15 protein-coding genes are annotated in these 15871 nt (G+C 52.3%); 6 read left to right on the top strand and 9 right to left on the bottom strand.

What is annotated here, in order from left to right:
- Positions 1–81 precede the first annotated feature (81 nt).
- Positions 82–564, top strand: coding sequence for a hypothetical protein (locus E0F26_RS11315; protein WP_279241769.1), 483 nt, complete (start codon positions 82–84; stop codon positions 562–564).
- On the opposite strand, the gene E0F26_RS11310 is transcribed toward E0F26_RS11315, so the two are convergent.
- The 3 genes from E0F26_RS11310 to E0F26_RS11300 are packed head-to-tail and all read right to left on the bottom strand — an operon-like array spanning position 539 to position 3850.
- Complete coding sequence (locus E0F26_RS11310; protein WP_279241768.1) at positions 539–2053, bottom strand: sensor histidine kinase; 1515 nt, start codon at positions 2051–2053, stop codon at positions 539–541. The two genes, E0F26_RS11315 and E0F26_RS11310, sit on opposite strands and share 26 nt — an antisense overlap.
- Positions 2050–2430, bottom strand: coding sequence for a response regulator (locus E0F26_RS11305; protein WP_279241767.1), 381 nt, complete (start codon positions 2428–2430; stop codon positions 2050–2052). Before E0F26_RS11305 ends, E0F26_RS11310 begins: the two co-directional genes overlap by 4 nt.
- The gene (locus E0F26_RS11300; RefSeq protein ID WP_279241766.1) at positions 2423–3850 is read right to left on the bottom strand and encodes an adenylate/guanylate cyclase domain-containing response regulator; all 1428 of its coding nucleotides are present in this window, start codon (positions 3848–3850) and stop codon (positions 2423–2425) included. Before E0F26_RS11300 ends, E0F26_RS11305 begins: the two co-directional genes overlap by 8 nt.
- A gap of 129 nt (positions 3851–3979) precedes the next feature.
- Between E0F26_RS11300 and E0F26_RS11295 the strand changes: the two genes are divergently transcribed.
- Positions 3980–4627: a Crp/Fnr family transcriptional regulator gene (locus tag E0F26_RS11295; RefSeq protein WP_279241765.1), complete on the top strand. Its 648-nt coding sequence runs from the start codon at positions 3980–3982 to the stop codon at positions 4625–4627.
- 18 nt (positions 4628–4645) lie between these two features.
- On the opposite strand, the gene xseA is transcribed toward E0F26_RS11295, so the two are convergent.
- On the bottom strand, positions 4646–5998 hold the full coding sequence (gene xseA, locus E0F26_RS11290) for an exodeoxyribonuclease VII large subunit (RefSeq protein WP_279241764.1): 1353 nt from the start codon (positions 5996–5998) through the stop codon (positions 4646–4648).
- Between the two features lie 89 nt (positions 5999–6087).
- On the opposite strand from xseA, the gene guaB reads away from it, so the two are divergent.
- Positions 6088–7557 carry an IMP dehydrogenase gene (gene guaB / locus E0F26_RS11285; protein ID WP_279241763.1) on the top strand — a complete coding sequence of 490 codons (1470 nt, stop codon included), beginning with the start codon at positions 6088–6090 and terminating at the stop codon, positions 7555–7557.
- Between the two features lie 41 nt (positions 7558–7598).
- On the opposite strand, the gene E0F26_RS11280 is transcribed toward guaB, so the two are convergent.
- A complete protein-coding gene (locus E0F26_RS11280) occupies positions 7599–7925 on the bottom strand; it encodes a hypothetical protein (protein ID WP_279241762.1) in 327 nt (108 codons plus the stop codon).
- A 250-nt stretch (positions 7926–8175) separates the two neighbouring features.
- Between E0F26_RS11280 and guaA the strand changes: the two genes are divergently transcribed.
- The 3 genes from guaA to E0F26_RS11265 all read left to right on the top strand — a co-directional run bounded on the left by guaA (position 8176) and on the right by E0F26_RS11265 (position 12206).
- Positions 8176–9753, top strand: coding sequence for a glutamine-hydrolyzing GMP synthase (guaA, locus tag E0F26_RS11275; RefSeq protein WP_279241761.1), 1578 nt, complete (start codon positions 8176–8178; stop codon positions 9751–9753).
- A 235-nt stretch (positions 9754–9988) separates the two neighbouring features.
- Positions 9989–10534 carry a YaeQ family protein gene (locus tag E0F26_RS11270; protein ID WP_279241760.1) on the top strand — a complete coding sequence of 182 codons (546 nt, stop codon included), beginning with the start codon at positions 9989–9991 and terminating at the stop codon, positions 10532–10534.
- A gap of 424 nt (positions 10535–10958) precedes the next feature.
- Positions 10959–12206, top strand: a complete 1248-nt coding sequence (locus tag E0F26_RS11265; RefSeq protein ID WP_279241759.1) for a fatty acid desaturase — start codon at positions 10959–10961, stop codon at positions 12204–12206.
- A 252-nt stretch (positions 12207–12458) separates the two neighbouring features.
- Here E0F26_RS11265 and E0F26_RS11260 read toward each other — a convergent pair whose 3' ends face one another.
- The 4 genes from E0F26_RS11260 to E0F26_RS11245 form a co-directional block, all read right to left on the bottom strand.
- Positions 12459–12722, bottom strand: a complete 264-nt coding sequence (locus E0F26_RS11260) for a hypothetical protein (protein ID WP_279241758.1) — start codon at positions 12720–12722, stop codon at positions 12459–12461.
- 243 nt (positions 12723–12965) lie between these two features.
- The gene (locus E0F26_RS11255; protein WP_279241757.1) at positions 12966–13217 is read right to left on the bottom strand and encodes a DUF2164 domain-containing protein; all 252 of its coding nucleotides are present in this window, start codon (positions 13215–13217) and stop codon (positions 12966–12968) included.
- A 160-nt stretch (positions 13218–13377) separates the two neighbouring features.
- A complete protein-coding gene (locus E0F26_RS11250; RefSeq protein ID WP_279241756.1) occupies positions 13378–14388 on the bottom strand; it encodes a metal-dependent hydrolase in 1011 nt (336 codons plus the stop codon).
- Between the two features lie 112 nt (positions 14389–14500).
- Entirely contained in the window at positions 14501–15679 is a 1179-nt protein-coding gene (locus E0F26_RS11245; protein ID WP_279241755.1) for a DmpA family aminopeptidase, read from the bottom strand.
- Positions 15680–15871 lie beyond the last annotated feature (192 nt).

Below are 15871 nucleotides of genomic sequence, written 5' to 3'. Positions count from 1 at the left end.
ATGACAGCGCAAAGCAAATCGTCGTTTCTTCTGAGCACATCCATCTGCCTTCTTATATTGGCAGGGTGTCAAACTGCGCCGGTGGAGACTGTCTCGGCTGAGCAGAGCGATTCCGAGCGTGTTTCAGAAGTCGCCCCCGTTCCTGAGCTCAACATCCCAGAGCCGGTTTCAGAAGCTTCGTGCGATTGTGAGACCGTCATGGTGGAGGTTGAGGAGACTTACTTTGATCGTGGCATTCGCGCGCTGGCAGCAAGAGATTACGCTCAGGCACTCAGATATTTTGAGGCTCATGGTGATACGGGTGATGCTAATGCGGCGCGTGAGGCGCAGATTGGTCTAGCGTTTATAGCCGTTTTGCAGGCAGACACGCGTGATCCGAGTAATTCACAAGCGCTTGATGATCGTGCGGAAGTGATCTCGCTCGCGCTGTCGTTGTTAACGCGTCTTGAAGACAAGGTGTCTGCACTGGGCAAAGCGAATAGTCGTTTAGCCGATGACCTTGAAAAGCGAGAGGCGGTGTTAGAACGTCTACGTGAGCTTACGCTGGGACAATTGGAAGACTGACGTCGAACTTTGAGCCTTGCCCGGGTGTTGAGGTCAGCGCAATTTCTCCTCCCAGCATGTCGCAAAAGTTACTCACGATGGCCAGTCCAAGGCCGGTGCCGCCATAGTTCACACTGGTCTTACTGTCAGCCTGTACAAACGCTTGAAACACCTTCGCCTGCTGTTCTTCGGTCATACCAATGCCACTATCAGCAACGCTGAGGTGTAACGTGTCCTCATCGACGGTCGCGACGACACTGATAACGCCGTTCTTTGTGAACTTACAGGCATTAGAGAATAGGTTAGTCAGAATTTGTTGCACCTTCGCGGCGTCACTTTCAACCTCGACGTCTTTGGCACCCTCGACGTGCAAATCTAAGCGATTGTTGTTTTGTGCCAGCAGTGGCGACAGCGCGTCACAGACCTGCACAACCAGCCCCGCAGCATTAAAGGGCTCGACGCTCACAGACATCTTCCCGGTTTCTATTTTTGAGAGATCAAGAATGTCATTGATCAAAGCCAACAGTTGTCTGCCAGAAAAAATGATGGTTGTTAGGTCGTGATTGAACTGATCGCGATCAATTTCAACACCGTCGCTGACCTCATCTTGAAGCATTTCCGAGTAGCCGATAATCGCGTTGAGCGGCGTTCGTAATTCGTGCGATACGTTTGCCAGAAACATGCTTTTTGCTTCATTGGCCGCCTCAGCATCCGAGCGCGCGTCGTCTAAATCAGCCATGGCGGTCTGAAGTGATGCAGACATTTCATTAAAGGTTTGAGCTAGGTTGGCGATTTCTCCCGCATCACGATTTTCATCAATTCGGTGGGTTAGGTCGCCTGCACCGAATTTTTCGACACCGACACGCAGACGAAACAGCGACGCATTGGTAGTGCGTATCAAGGTAAGAATCAGTACCAGCGTAATCGTAATAGAGCTGATAAAGGCAATGATGGTTATGCGGTCGGTGAGTTGTATCGTGTTGTCGATAACTGTGGAGCGTTCCATGGCGACGTTGTTGTGTTGGTCAGACAACGCGCTCAGGCGCTCAAGTGTATTGGTGTAGGTCTCGGGCGACAGGGAGGTCGGCACGGTGACATCATTGTAGTTACCGTAAAACAACATCCACTCATTGAGCAGGTCAGCAGCAGGCTTGTAAAACGCTCGGAACGCCGTTTCTGTGTCGGTGTTGCTCAAGCCACCTAGCGCTCGTAACTGGTCCGATATGGATGTCAGTTCGTCGTTTGCTTGCTCTCGTTGTGTTTCTCCAATGGGGGCGTTTGTCTCTCGAAGCGCGGCGAGTACTTGTACCCGCTGGTTTTCAGTGCTGAGTCCCTGCTCGATATTTCTAACGAGGGTCGTTGCTTCCGTCGCATCACGGTAGGCGAGAACGCTTTCACTTCGCGCGTAACTTCCCCACAAATGTGTTCCCACGTTGAATGCAAAGAGCAACAGTATTGAACCCGAGGCCAAATACAGTCGCGCACGTAGCCCTAGTCGCTCCATGATCATGCGGGTGCTGCCTCAAGAAATTGGTAAATCTTGGCGAGTAACACCGGAAAGTCGATGGGTTTAGTTTCGTATTCGCTGCAGCCAACGCTCATCGCTCGCTCACGATCGGCCGCCATGGCATGTGCCGTGAGAGCAATGATTGGGATGTGCGCGATCGTTGGATCGGCTTTTGCCTGTTCACAGGCCTCCCAGCCGTTTAGCACTGGCAGTGTCATGTCCATTAGGACAACACCGGGTGAGTCGTTGCGCATCCTCTCCAGGGCTGTTTCGCCATCTGCTGCGCTGATGACGGTGAGACCGGCCCGCGTCAATCGCCGTGTAAGCATATCGCGATTTATATCGTTGTCTTCAACGAGCAGCACAGCAGCGTTAGTCACGAAGCATTTCTCCATTGATAGGAAATACCGACAGCGTCTCTTCGATCCCTTTGGGGTTCAAGCTGCGAGACTCGCCCACATTAAAACCGGTTAAATCAAGGCAGTTGAGCGTACGTTCGGATACCAGAATCTCTTTGGGCAAAGCAGCGTCCTCTATTCGTGATGTGACGTTGACTTGGTGGCCTACGAAGCCGTACTTCGAGCGTCGCTCTGAGCCGATATTACCCGCGACAACTTCGCCCGTATTGAGAGCGATGGCCATCTCAATTTCGGGGAGACCGTCAGCCTTATTTTGAGTGTTAATGTCATCCATTGCTGCCTGCATTGCGATCGCGCAGGTTACAGCGCGCTGGGCGTGATCTGGCGTTTTAGTCGGTGCGCCGAAGGCCGCCAGGACAGCGTCACCTAAAAATTCGTCAATGGTGCCGCCGTGTTCGAGAATAATATCGGTCATCTTGCCAAGATAACGATTAAGCAGTGTGACCACCTTTTCGGGGGGCAAATGCTCAACGAGGGTTGTGAAACTCCGAATATCACTCATCATGAGCGTCACGCTGCGCAAGTCTCCGCCAAGCTTAAGCCCTTCTGGATTCTCTAAAATCTCGTCGACAATGGCGTCTGAAATATAGCGACCGAAGGTCTGGCGAATGAAAAGCTCTCGCTTTTCTAGCTGCTCGCGATACTGCTCTTCCTTGTCATGCCACCGTTTTCGCTCAAGCCCCGACTTGATTCGTGCGCTGAGAAGGACTGAGTTCACCGGTTTGAGTAAATAGTCATCGGCCCCAACCTGAATACAGTCAACAATTTGATCCATATCTTGCCGACCGGAAATCATAATGACCGGTATGGCACGATGTTGCTCGCTCTGCTTAATGCGGGCGAGCACCTCTCTGCCATCAATGCTTGGCATGACAAGATCCAGGAGCACCAAATCCACTGACTCCTGCTCCAGTAAATCGAGAGCGATTGCACCGGAGTCAGCTGTGATGACGGAGCACGCCATCTTTCGCAAGAGTCTCGACATCAGGTCAAGGTTTTCCGGTAGGTCATCAACCACCAGAACCGTACATCCCTCAAAGGTATCGAGCGATCGGCTGCTTTTTGTCGAGTGCTCGGGGCTTTTCGTGGAGGCGCTGAGGGCGTCCGCAATGTGCTGAATGTGCGCTCGAATACTGGGCGGAAGATCGCGATCGAGCTCGAGCACCATCTCCGCATAACCCATTACAGCGGCCACAGCGTTGAGAAGGTCGTGACGATTCGTACTGTCATCGTTCGCGACAATGTCAAAACGGTCCAACGCTAGAAGTAACGCAGTCACATCCTCAGTCAGTTCGCTGTCTGAGGTATCAAGAAGCTTTTTAAGCTCGGGTGTCGCCGCTTTACTAAGCTCAACAACCGTATTTAATGCGGGTTCGGCCACAAATATTGAACCAATTCGTCTTTTTTATCGTTTAGAAGTATATCGCGCTCAATACTTTCGACCAGTAGGGATAGTCGAATGGCTAACCTTCAGTTAGAATTGTGAATAGTACACAAAAGGTGAGAGTTCATGCTTGATCAAGTCGAAATTTTTCATGGCTTAAGTCGCGAGGAGTTGGCGGCGCTTGATGCGTCAAGTTCGTCAGAGTCGTACTCGAAAAATACGGTTGTGATTCAGGAGAATGAGCCGGCTGATGCGCTCTACGTCATTGAATCAGGACGAGTCAAAGTTTATTGCAGCGACAAGAACGGCAAAGAGTTCATTATGAACTCCTTGGGTGTGGGCGATTATTTTGGTGAGCTGGCGCTGCTAGATGATTCCGCGCGCTCGGCATCTGTCAGAACGGTGGAGCCATGTCAGTTCCGGATCGTTAAAAAAGAAGACTTCTCCAAAGTGCTAACCGACAATCCTGGGATCACACAGCAGTTGCTAGGCAATCTTGCCTCGCGAGTGCGCAAACTGACCACAGACGTAAAGAATCTCGCACTACAAGACGTATACGGTCGTGTCGCGAACGTCCTCATGGATCTGTCGCATGAGCGCGGGGATGGGACGCTATTTGTCCCTGAGAAGCTGACGCAACAGGATATTGCCGATCGCGTCGGTGCCTCGCGCGAAATGGTGGCTAGGATTCTCAAGGATCTCACGATAGGCGAGTATATCCGGTTCGAAGGTCGTCATATTGTGATCAACACGCGGTTACCTGCTAAGTATTAAATCGTAGCGTGGGCGAGGTTAACGAAGGTTAACCTCGTCAACCGTTACACCCACCTGCCCGTCGTCAAGCGTGATATCAAGGCGCTCACCGAGTGTGGTCTGCGTTGTAGAGCGTATAACACTTCCTGTTTTGTCTGTGATGATCGCGTAGCCCCGCTTGAGTGTTGACGTGGGTCCTAGTGTTTCGAGTAGCGTCGTTAGGTGACTGATACGCTGCCTATGTCCTCTCATTATGGTGTCGATTTGATGGGGTAATCCGCTAGACAAGTTAGTCACGAGCTCCCGGCGTTGGTGGAGTAGGGTGCTGGGGGAGGCTGCTTGGAGGCGTGTGTTGAGCTGCGCAAGCGGATGTTTGGTTCCGGCGAGCCTCCTTTGAATAAGTGCGGTTGCCTGATTTTGGTTGGCACTTATTTTGTTTTTCAGCAACGTAAGCTGTTGGCTCGGGTGCCGTAATCGTGCGACCAAACCTTCGGTGCGATGTCGATGATCTCTCAGTATCCGCTGAGTCATGGTCTCTAGCTGCGCCGTCGCAATATCGATTCGTTGAAGCCACTCTTGGCTGTCGCGCGTTATCAGTTCAGCTGCTTGCGAGGGTGTGGCGGCTCTCATATCCGCTACGAGATCGGAGATGCTGTAATCGATCTCATGGCCAACCGCTGAGACGACAGGTATTTCCGAGCGAGCGATGGCCCGCGCCACACTCTCTTCATTGAATGCCCATAGATCCTCGAGTGATCCGCCCCCACGTCCGACGATGAGCACATCAAGCTCTCGCTCCCCATTGCGTACTTGGGCATTTGCGACATCGATAGCGGCGGCAATCTGCTCCGCGGACCCAACACCTTGAACCTGCACGGGATAAATAGCGATATGGCTAGACGGCGATCTTCGTCCAAGTACGCTAATAATGTCCTCGACGGCTGCACCAGTGGGAGACGTTACGACACCGACGCGTTCGCAATGTACGGGGATGGCCTTTTTACGCTCTTCGGCGAAAAGCCCCTCTGTCTGAAGTTTTTGTTTTAGGGCCTCCAGTGCGCGCTGCAACGCACCATCACCCGACGCCTCCATGTGATCGACAATCAGTTGATAGTCGCCGCGAGCCTCGTAGATGGAAAGCAGGCCTCGAACGATAACGGAGTCCCCTACCTTCGGCTCAAACCTCACGCGCATGTTTGCGCGTCTGAACATCGCACAACTAAGTTGAGCTCGGTCGTCTTTGAGGCTGAAATACCAGTGTCCTGAGCTAGGTCTTGATAAGTTGCCGATCTCCGCCTCGACGCAAACTTCGCCCAGTTGGTTCTCAAGCAACGACTTTGCTTTACGGTTTAGTTCACTAACACTGACGGGCGTGGGTTTGGGTAGTGGCATGGAATTCTTACAACCTTGTCGACATTGTTCGAAATAGGTCTTAAGCGTACAATATTGGGTTTACTTAACGCGACAACCACGAGGTATTGATGTTACGTATCGCTCAAGAAGCGCTGACATTTGATGATGTTCTCTTACTTCCGGGTTACTCGGAGGTCACGGCGAAGGACGTCTCGCTTGCGACAAAATTGACGCGTAATATCAGTCTGAACCTCCCGCTCGTTTCGGCAGCGATGGATACGGTCACGGAATCTGGGCTGGCGATTGCGTTAGCGCAGGAAGGCGGTATTGGTATCGTCCACAAGAACTTAACTGTCCAAGAGCAGGCTGAACAGGTCCGCCGCGTTAAGAAATTCGAGAGTGGGGTGGTTAAGGATCCCATCACGATTGACCACACAGCAACGATTGCCGAGCTCATCGAGCTCACGCGCGCAAATGGCATATCGGGCGTCCCTGTGATGAAGGACGGCGATCTCACCGGCATCGTCACGCGCCGTGATCTTCGCTTTGAGACGGATACCTCACAATCTATCTCGGCGATCATGACGCCACGGGCACAATTGGTGACGGTGAAAGAAGGCGCTTCGTCCGACGAGGTCCAACGATTATTGCATCAGCACCGTATTGAAAAGATTCTCGTTGTTGATGATCGCGGTGCCCTCGCAGGGCTTATTACCGTAAAAGATTTTGATAAAGCAGAGTCTTTTCCTGATGCGTGTAAAGACCAATATGGGCAGTTGCGTGTTGGCGCATCGGTAGGCACGAGCGCCGACACCGACGAGCGTGTTGATGCATTGGTGAGCGCAGGGGTCGATGTTTTAGTCGTGGATACGGCGCACGGTCACTCTCTCAACGTACTGAATCGTGTTCGCTGGATCAAAGAGAACTTTCCTTCAGTTGATGTCATTGGTGGCAATATCGCGACGGCTGATGCCGCTCGTGCGCTAGCGGATGCGGGAGCAGATGGGGTAAAAGTCGGTATTGGTCCTGGTTCCATTTGCACTACCCGAATTGTCACTGGCATGGGTGTTCCTCAGATAAGCGCGGTAGCGAACGTTGCAGAGGCGCTTGCCGATACAAACATTCCACTTATTGCCGACGGTGGTATCCGTTTCTCGGGAGATATTTCAAAGGCCCTCGTTGCAGGGGCGCATTCTGTGATGCTGGGTGGCATGTTTGCGGGCACGGAGGAGGCTCCAGGCGAAGTGGAGCTTTATCAGGGTCGTACCTACAAATCTTATCGAGGCATGGGCTCTATTGGTGCGATGGCGCAAAAGCAGGGTTCTTCTGATCGCTATTTCCAAGACTCCAGTCAAGGCTCTGAAAAGCTTGTGCCAGAGGGTATTGAGGGTCGTGTGCCCTACAAAGGGCCAGTTTCCGCCATCATCCATCAACTTATGGGTGGTGTCCGCTCTTCCATGGGTTATGCGGGGTGCGGGACGGTGCATGATATGCGCACCAAGCCACAGTTTGTTCGTGTGACCTCGGCAGGTATGTCTGAATCACACGTGCACGACGTTTCGATCACCAAAGAAGCGCCGAATTACCCCGTTCGTTGAGTTTGAGCACTACCAAAAGCAACTGAAGGAATTGGCCCGTCTTAGCTGTCAGCACTGGCCACTGCGCACGTGGCGCTGACGTTGTTGGCTATCGCTCGTCTGTAATGCTGCCACTCCGAGAGCACGGCATGAAGCTCATACTGAATGTCGCCAGCACTGGGGGCATGCAGTCCGTGTTCTGCGCACTCATCGGTCGCAAGCTCTAAGATGTGTTTTTCCAGTTTTGCAACGGCCTCGCCGTAGCTTTCACAGTGCGGCCCAGCAATGACCGGCCAGTGCAGACTTACGTCTTCACGATCCGACGCGTTTGCCAGCGCCGCTGTGCAGGTAATCAGCAGACCGAGCGCCAAAGGCAAAAAAGGTTTCATCGCATATCACCTCAGCGATCTGACTAGATGTCGGCCACGCTATGTGATGCGCATCACACTTTCAATGACAATTGCCGTGTTCTAGGGGCCATTTATTACCCTTGAGGCAACTGTGACAGTTTCAACTTGGTGGGTAATCATCAGGTAGTCTGTGAGCGAGGTTGTGTCTGTGAGATACTGCACCGGCGGATGGAAACCATTATTCCACGCTTATATTAGCCCCACAGTTCAATTAACAAGGTAGTACTCAATGAGCCAGGATATCCATCGGCATCGCATTCTTATTCTCGATTTTGGGTCGCAGTACACACAACTCATCGCCCGTCGCGTTCGCGAAATTGGCGTCTATTGCGAGATTTACGCTTGGGATGTAAGCGACGAAGCCATTAGGGGCTTCAACCCCACAGGGATCGTTCTATCGGGTGGTCCCGAGTCTGTTACCGACGATAACGCCCCTCGCGCCGCGGATGCCGTGTTCGAACTCGGCCTTCCAGTGCTCGGAATTTGCTACGGCATGCAGACAATGGCCGCTCAAATGGGCGGCGCTGTTGAGGGTTCAGGTACATCCGAATTCGGCTACGCCGAAATTCAAAGCGTCACTGATGATCGACTGTTTACTGGCCTTGCCGATCGGACCGGCGAGAATGGTCGAGGGGTACTCGATGTCTGGATGAGTCACGGAGACAAAGTGACTCAGCTCCCTGAGGGATTTCTTCGCACCGCTGAGACAGACAGTTGTCCCATTGCCGCCATGGCGCATGTTGAGAAGCCCTGGTTTGGCATCCAGTTTCATCCCGAGGTAACCCATACCTCATTGGGGAAAGAGATTATGTCGCGGTTTGTCATCGACATCTGTGGCTGTGAGGCGTTGTGGACGCCCGCCAATATTGTTGAAGACGCGATTCAGAAAGTACGCACACAGGTGGGTTCAGACAAAGTCCTCTTGGGCCTATCGGGGGGTGTGGATTCGTCCGTTGTCGCGGCGCTCCTTCACAAGGCCATTGGCGATCAGTTGACCTGTGTTTTCGTCGACAATGGGTTGTTGCGCCTGAACGAGGGCGATCAGGTCATGGAGATGTTCGCCTCGAATATGGGTGTGAAAGTCATTCGTGCTGATGCGCAAGAACGATTTCTCTCGCGTTTAGCGGGGGTGTCCGAGCCTGAGGCAAAGCGGAAGATTATTGGAAATACCTTCATCGATGTCTTTGACGAGGAGGCTACAAAGCTCACCGAGGTCAAGTGGCTGGCACAAGGGACCATCTATCCTGATGTCATTGAGTCTGCTGGCTCTAAGACGGGTAAGGCGCATGTCATTAAGTCCCATCACAACGTTGGGGGTCTACCCGAGGACATGACACTCGAGTTGGTTGAGCCACTACGTGAGCTCTTCAAAGATGAGGTTCGACAGATCGGCCTAGAGCTCGGATTACCCGAGCCTATGGTATTCCGCCATCCGTTCCCTGGTCCCGGTCTTGGCGTTCGAATTTTGGGAGAGGTGAAACATGAATACGCTGAGTTATTGCGAAGAGCTGACGATATTTTTATCTCGGAACTTCGTAAATCCGGTTGGTATGACAAAACGAGTCAGGCATTCGCGGTCTTCCTTCCTGTTAAGTCAGTAGGAGTGGTGGGCGACGGTCGTCGCTACGAATATGTCATTGCTATTCGCGCCGTTCAAACCATCGACTTTATGACCGCTAAATGGGCGCACTTACCCTACGAACTTCTTGAGACGGTCTCCAATCGCATCATCAATGAGATCTCAGGGATCTCACGTGTTGCCTACGATATTTCGGGGAAGCCGCCGGCCACCATCGAATGGGAGTAAAAGCTCACCCTACAACGCCCGCTGGTGACTCAATTTGACCTATTAGATCCAACGGGTCTTTTGATCGCGCCGGCAAATGCCAAAGAGCCCTCTGATCCTGGGCTACAGAGTTTGCGTCACCGCTGCGGTCTTGGGTTGACCGCTTCTCGTGGCTTTACCGCTTTTGGGGGGTCGACACCTGTTTAAAGGCGGCTAATTGGCCCAAACTTAGCTGACGATGTTCCGAGAGTTCACCATGGCACTCAAATCAACAATTTACAAAGCAAAGCTTAACGTTACCGATATGGATCGGCAGGTGTATAAGGAATTCCCGCTCACCATTGCCTGTCACCCTTCGGAAACTGAGGCACGTATGATGCTGCGTATTTTGGCATTTGCGATCCATGCAGATGAGCGCTTGGAATTTGGTCGTGGTATCAGCACCGATAGTGAACCTGATCTGTGGCAAAAGTCATTGTCCGATGATGTAGAACTCTGGGTAGACTTGGGTACACCCGATGAAAGTCGATTGCGAAAGGCCTGTGGGCGTGCTGAGCGAGTGAAGCTCTTTGTCTATGGAGATCGCTCAGCATCGGTATGGTGGTATAAGCAAGAAACCGCACTTAAGCGTTTTGACAATCTGAGTATTGTGCAGATTTCAGACGACTCCCTAGAGGCGCTAGCGTCGTTGGCCGGCAGTAATATGTCGCTGCAATGTGTCATTGATGACGGCCAAGTGGTGTTTAGCAGTGCTCAGCATGACACGCTTGTTGAGCTTGATTTGCAGAACCTAAAATCTTGAGTGTAGCTGCTCCTAGACCACAGCCAGTGTGGCGTCATTTCAAGATTGTGTGCGGTGAATTATAGCCCTGCCATTGCGTGCCAATAGGAAGAACTTCTCTAATCGTTGGCCAATCCTCTTGCGAATAGGGGGCTTCGTTCGGAGTGGGGCTCTGGCTCTTCGAGCCGCTGGGTGAAATTCGAGAGTAACTTCGTTCGACATTAGGATTTCAGAAGCTGTGACAACTTGCCAACGGTCTAACCCCCACCGTAAGTCAATCCAAACCTTGAAATAGCTTTGGCACATTGCGTCTCGTTTGCCGGTGGTGGTTTGTCGAGTCTGAAATCCAGACCGGTCAAAAACTGGTCCATTTCGCCTTTTTTAATCGGCAACATTTTTGGAATGTACTAACATCGGATGACGTTCAAAACAGAGTTGTTTGTCCATGGAAACTAAAGTGACACCTGAGCTGCGCGATGCGCCCATTTATCAGACGTTTGGGGAGCTGTTTGCAAAGGGCTTTACCCTCGATACGGCGACGTGGGTATTTGTGTTGGCTATTCACGTTGCAGCGATTGGACTCGGCGCTTGGGTTGGTCTTGCTGCGCCGCACGAGTGGGCGTCGATAGCACTCGTCTGGGCGGCAATACATTTTGTTATCGGCTCTATGTCGACGACGGTCTATAGCCACCGGTTGATTACGCACAGCGCGGCTAAGACAGTGTCGGTGCCGGTACACCTGTTCTTCTGTCTCTTCGGTCAAGTTCTGAGTGTGCAAGGCAGTGTTCGTCGCTGGTCGGCAAACCACGTCTTGCATCACGGTGTGGATCGTCACGGTAAAAAGGAGCTCGACCCGTATAGCGCTACTTGGTTTCCAGACAATCTTCGGAATTTTTTGTGGTCCCACACCTTAACGCATCTGTTTAATCATCCAGACTCAGAGGAATACACGCGGGCGTACAAGGCGAAGCGTCACCCTATTATTGTCTGGCAGAACCGGCACTACGGGGCGTTAATCGCGTTTTGGATCTTCGCGGTACCGCTTGCTTTGGGATTTTTCTTAGGCGGATTGACGGGGGCCTTGTCATTACTGGCGGGTTCCCTGGTGGGCAGCGTTGCTGTGCAGCACAATACATGGACAGTCAACAGCGTCACTCACTTATGGGGTTGGACCAAGGGCCTCAAGAGTTCTGCAGTGAACAACTTTATATGGCTTGGGCCGATGGGTGAGGGTAATCATCATGCCGACCATCATGACTTTCCACGGGACTATCGGAACGGGTTCGGCTGGTCAGGTTGGGTACTTGACCCGACCCGTTACGTGATCTTGGCCCTGAGAGCCTTGGGTTTGGTTCGAGGTCTTAATCACGCAAACCGACGTGACGAAGCTGAAATTATATCGGCGCGCAAGCTCGCGAAGGTTGACGAGTTAAAACGCTTAAATAATGACGCGGCGGCATTGTATGCGCACTTGGAATCGACGGTGATCGAGCTACGTAAAGAGTGGTTGGAGGCCGTTAGTAGTTGGGAAGCACTGCGAAGCGAATCAAAGCTAATGCAGCGAGCAAATGAAAGTTATAAAGAGCTTGCAGAAGAGATTCGTCATACCAAGGCGCTGGTAAAAGCCCGCAAACAAGCCTTCCTCTTGGCAGTGGAGCGCCTGAATACCCAGGCCTTTGATTACGCGCGTTAGTTATCCCATGCAAGGACTTAATTCGCTTTCCAAGCGTGGGCGATGCGCGGCAAAGCAAAGCCAATGATGCATTGTCTCGACGCGAAGTCGCAGCAACGCATTATAAATTTCGCCACGCTGCCTAGTCGGTGAAACACGACTGCATACCTGGCTCACCCGCCTTTATTCACCAAGACGTTCCTCAATAAAAAAAGCTTAGGGGGTGTTTCGCTTATCCTCGCTTATATCTTCAGGGCTTAAATCGTGAGGGCGCTAGTCGACCCATATTGCAATCGCTTTCAGTCGCTCTCGCTCGTTATTTGTGACAACGAGTCCGCCGCCAGATGTTTGAGCAGTGCCCATTTGGCTGGGTGAGTCTCGCTGGGTTATGACAATTGCATTGGCACCAAGGCGTGCGGCCTTCTTTTTGAGCTCATTGATCGTGTGATCTAAATTTCGCGCCCTCGAAAACCCTGAGTCCGACGATGCTTTCACAGCCGCGATAGTCTCTGCTCCTTGTGGTAACCGTCCTAGCACTCGCACTGTCCTGTAATCTTCAATCGGGGGCCTGGTGTAGCCTGTGACGAGTCCGGGACCGGAGGTGCATCCTATTGTGAGGATCGAAATGCCGAGGATTCGAATCAATGTTTTGGTCACGTAGAAACTCCCCGGTTTGTTGGGTGGCGGTATTTTGTAGGGGGTCGTTCATCGAACTATTCTCAAGCCATTTCGAGCGTTGAAGATCCTAGCAAACACCGAACGGGTTACTCGTCTTTAAAATCAGTCTGAGGGCTCGAATTTCTCCAGTGCGACAATCGCTTCAGCCATCTCCTCAAATCTCGCATTAACGACAGTTTGAGCGTCATACAGCCCGCGATTGTAGAAGTAGCAGCCTAGCTCTTTCGACACAAAGTCGAGCAAGAATTCAGCATCAAAACTCCCCATTTCAAATCCCAACTCAGTGGCTACATAACGTTGCAGCTTTTGAGTGATCAATGCTTTTTCTTCCTTACTAAACTCGACTACTGACACAGGTTGAATCTCCACAGGAAAGGGCCGATTCCCGATAGCTTAGCAGGATACGTTTAACGCCGTATCCTGGGGCTCGCGAGTGATTTTTCTCCGTCTTTTCTCATCACTTTAGACAGGCACAAGTTACGTATCGGAGGTGCTGTGCCTTAGGGGCTACCCGTCATTTCTGTATCAGCATGGCCCAAAGCTGCTCAAATCTCGAGGCGTCTGCGCTGCGACGAGTCGTCCATTCTACATGCTGGTCAGGGGCTGCTTTAGGGTCCAACCGAATACCCCAGAGGCCTTTGACTTCATTCGGAAGGTGCGAGTAACGCATATCGACAATAAGAAGTGGGTCCTGTTTGTCGACGGCTAGATAATCACTGGAAAACCACCGAAAACGTTCCACATCTTTTGCCTGCTGCGACGCGTTTTCCAGCCATGGGAATTGTTGCTCGAGGTTGAGCCGGGCCACCTTTTCGCCCTCGATAACCGTCAGGTTACTACCAGCTCGCACCGCATCGACCCAGAATTCACCCTCGTACTCATAAATTGTCTTCCAGAGTAAGAGGTTTCCAAAGCTTGGCTTGGCAGAAATTAGGGCCCCAACATGTCCTCTGTGCTCCGCCTGCGTTTTAGCGGCGGCTGCCGCGCGTTCTTCTTGAATGCCGCCAAGGCCGAGGTAAAAAACCACCCAGGCTGCGCCAAAGCGCGCCGCAAATGCTGACTTTCGAACCGCCGCAACGACCACCAAAAATAAGAGCGGTAACGTGAACAGCGGATCAATGACGGAAATGGTATTCCAAGCGATTCGAGCATCCGAGAACGGCCAAAGGAGTAGGGTGCCGTAAGTTGTACAGGCATCGAGTAATCCGTGGGTGCCATAGCCGAGCAGTGCAATAAACCAGACCTGGCGATAAGACAGGTGGCTTCTCACAAAAGGCCAGAAAACGAGGGCGCAAAGCGCTGCACCAAAGGGTATGAAAATAAGTGAATGTGTAAACTGACGGTGGTATTCCAGTTGCAGAAGGGGGTCCGTTGACGACTGAATCAGTACGTCGAGGTCGGGTGCCATACCTGCCAGCGCGCCAATGATGCCAATGCGCATTAGCCCGACGGTATCGATCGCTGTTTTACTCGCCAATGTTTGGGGTGCCACTGCTCCCAAGGCAGCTTGGCTAAGAGGATCCATTTAAACTCCGTTTTATGCACATACCAGTTTCTGCAAAAACTTTACCTTCAGTCATGTCGAGCGAGACGGCATGATAGCCATTAGCAATCGTCCCCGGAAATCGGCGGGCGCGCTATCGCGCCGTCTGCACGATACGCTTAACAGCCTCGATATCAATGGCTTCAACGGTGCCGTTGTGACCGTTGACAGTTGTGGCTTTGAAGAGTGCGTTCAATATTGCCTCCTCGGTCGCTTCCACCGCAGCCTGAAAAAGCGGTGACATCTGGGAATTAGCAAGTCCTGAAAGCGGGGCTTTATTGGGGGCCCTGCGAACCTCTTGGGCTGTCGAAAACGCGATGACATAGTCACCGCTACCGTTGGTAATGGGTGAACCGGTTCTTCCTATAGCGAGCATCGCGCGTGATCCTAAACGTCGCAAATTTCGGTCCGATAATGGTGCATCGGTTGCAATGACTACAATAATCGACCCATCGGCGTCGCCCTCATCGACAACGTTCTTCATGAAATATTGACCAAGTGCCTCCCCAACGGGTGCACCATCGACGCGCAAGATGCCTCCGTAATTTGTTTGCACTAAAACGCCAAGTGTAAAACCGCCTAGCTCAGCAGGTAATACGCGGGAGCTTGTCCCAATACCCCCCTTCCAACCAAAGGAGACGGTGCCTCGCCCCGCACCAACCGATCCTTGCCTGACAGGACCTGATGTCGCCGCTAGGATAGCTTTTTCAATGTCTGCGGCACGAAGGTGCCTGCCTCGGATATCGTTTAAAAATCCGTCATTGGTCTCGCCGACTACTGCGTTGACGCTTCGCACGTCTTCATTTCCCGGTTGTTTCAGTGTCCAAGAAATTGCCGCCTCCATTCCTTGGGGTACAGAGAGCGTGTTCGTCAAAATGATAGGCGTTTCTAGCTCTCCAAGTTCGATAACTTGGGTGCTGCCCGCAAACTTTCCGTAGCCGTTACCCTGGTGGAAGCCCGCTGGAACACGGTCACGATAGAGATTGCCGCCGTGAGGTAAAATTGCCGTAGCGCCCGTGTTTATTTGAGTGCCCTTGCTCAGCGTCATATGACCGACTGCAACGCCTGCGACATCGGTAATCGCGTTGTACTGACCTGTACCTAAGATGCCCGGCGAAATGCCTAGGTCCCGCGCGCTGGGTCGCTGAACTGCCTCGTCCAGCAAGGCGGTCTCGGGGACGACTCGCATCTCGGTTGCCCACGAGGTCAACGCGGAAAAACTGGCTACGCAAACAATAAAATAGGCGACTCCACAGCGGGGTATTGGTGTCATAGCGTTTTCCTTTCACAAACGAATCGATGAACAAAATATAGCACTGCCCCGAGCAGGTGAGGCTCTGCTAACTATTGGCAAGCAGCATTGGCGGGACTGCGCCCTCATGGACGGCTTAAGCGGGGCGGACGTTGAGTTGTGAACGCAAAGTTCGCGGCCTTGGTTACCTACAAGCCTTGCGAGTGAAACTTT

The organism is Candidatus Paraluminiphilus aquimaris, assembly GCF_026230195.1.
Taxonomy (GTDB): domain Bacteria; phylum Pseudomonadota; class Gammaproteobacteria; order Pseudomonadales; family Halieaceae; genus Luminiphilus; species Luminiphilus aquimaris.
The sequence above is the reverse complement of the archived record's forward strand: the minus strand, read 5'-3'. Positions and strand labels throughout refer to the sequence as shown.

What these genes read in the sequence shown, in the direction of transcription:
- E0F26_RS11245 (WP_279241755.1), bottom strand. Translation starts at nt 15,679, where the DNA reads ATGACACCAATACCCCGCTGTGGAGTCGCCTATTTTATTGTTTGCGTA.
- guaA (WP_279241761.1), top strand. Translation starts at nt 8,176, where the DNA reads ATGAGCCAGGATATCCATCGGCATCGCATTCTTATTCTCGATTTTGGG.
- E0F26_RS11310 (WP_279241768.1), bottom strand. Translation starts at nt 2,053, where the DNA reads ATGATCATGGAGCGACTAGGGCTACGTGCGCGACTGTATTTGGCCTCG.
- E0F26_RS11280 (WP_279241762.1), bottom strand. Translation starts at nt 7,925, where the DNA reads ATGAAACCTTTTTTGCCTTTGGCGCTCGGTCTGCTGATTACCTGCACA.
- E0F26_RS11250 (WP_279241756.1), bottom strand. Translation starts at nt 14,388, where the DNA reads ATGGATCCTCTTAGCCAAGCTGCCTTGGGAGCAGTGGCACCCCAAACA.
- xseA (WP_279241764.1), bottom strand. Translation starts at nt 5,998, where the DNA reads ATGCCACTACCCAAACCCACGCCCGTCAGTGTTAGTGAACTAAACCGT.
- E0F26_RS11295 (WP_279241765.1), top strand. Translation starts at nt 3,980, where the DNA reads ATGCTTGATCAAGTCGAAATTTTTCATGGCTTAAGTCGCGAGGAGTTG.
- E0F26_RS11265 (WP_279241759.1), top strand. Translation starts at nt 10,959, where the DNA reads ATGGAAACTAAAGTGACACCTGAGCTGCGCGATGCGCCCATTTATCAG.
- guaB (WP_279241763.1), top strand. Translation starts at nt 6,088, where the DNA reads ATGTTACGTATCGCTCAAGAAGCGCTGACATTTGATGATGTTCTCTTA.
- E0F26_RS11270 (WP_279241760.1), top strand. Translation starts at nt 9,989, where the DNA reads ATGGCACTCAAATCAACAATTTACAAAGCAAAGCTTAACGTTACCGAT.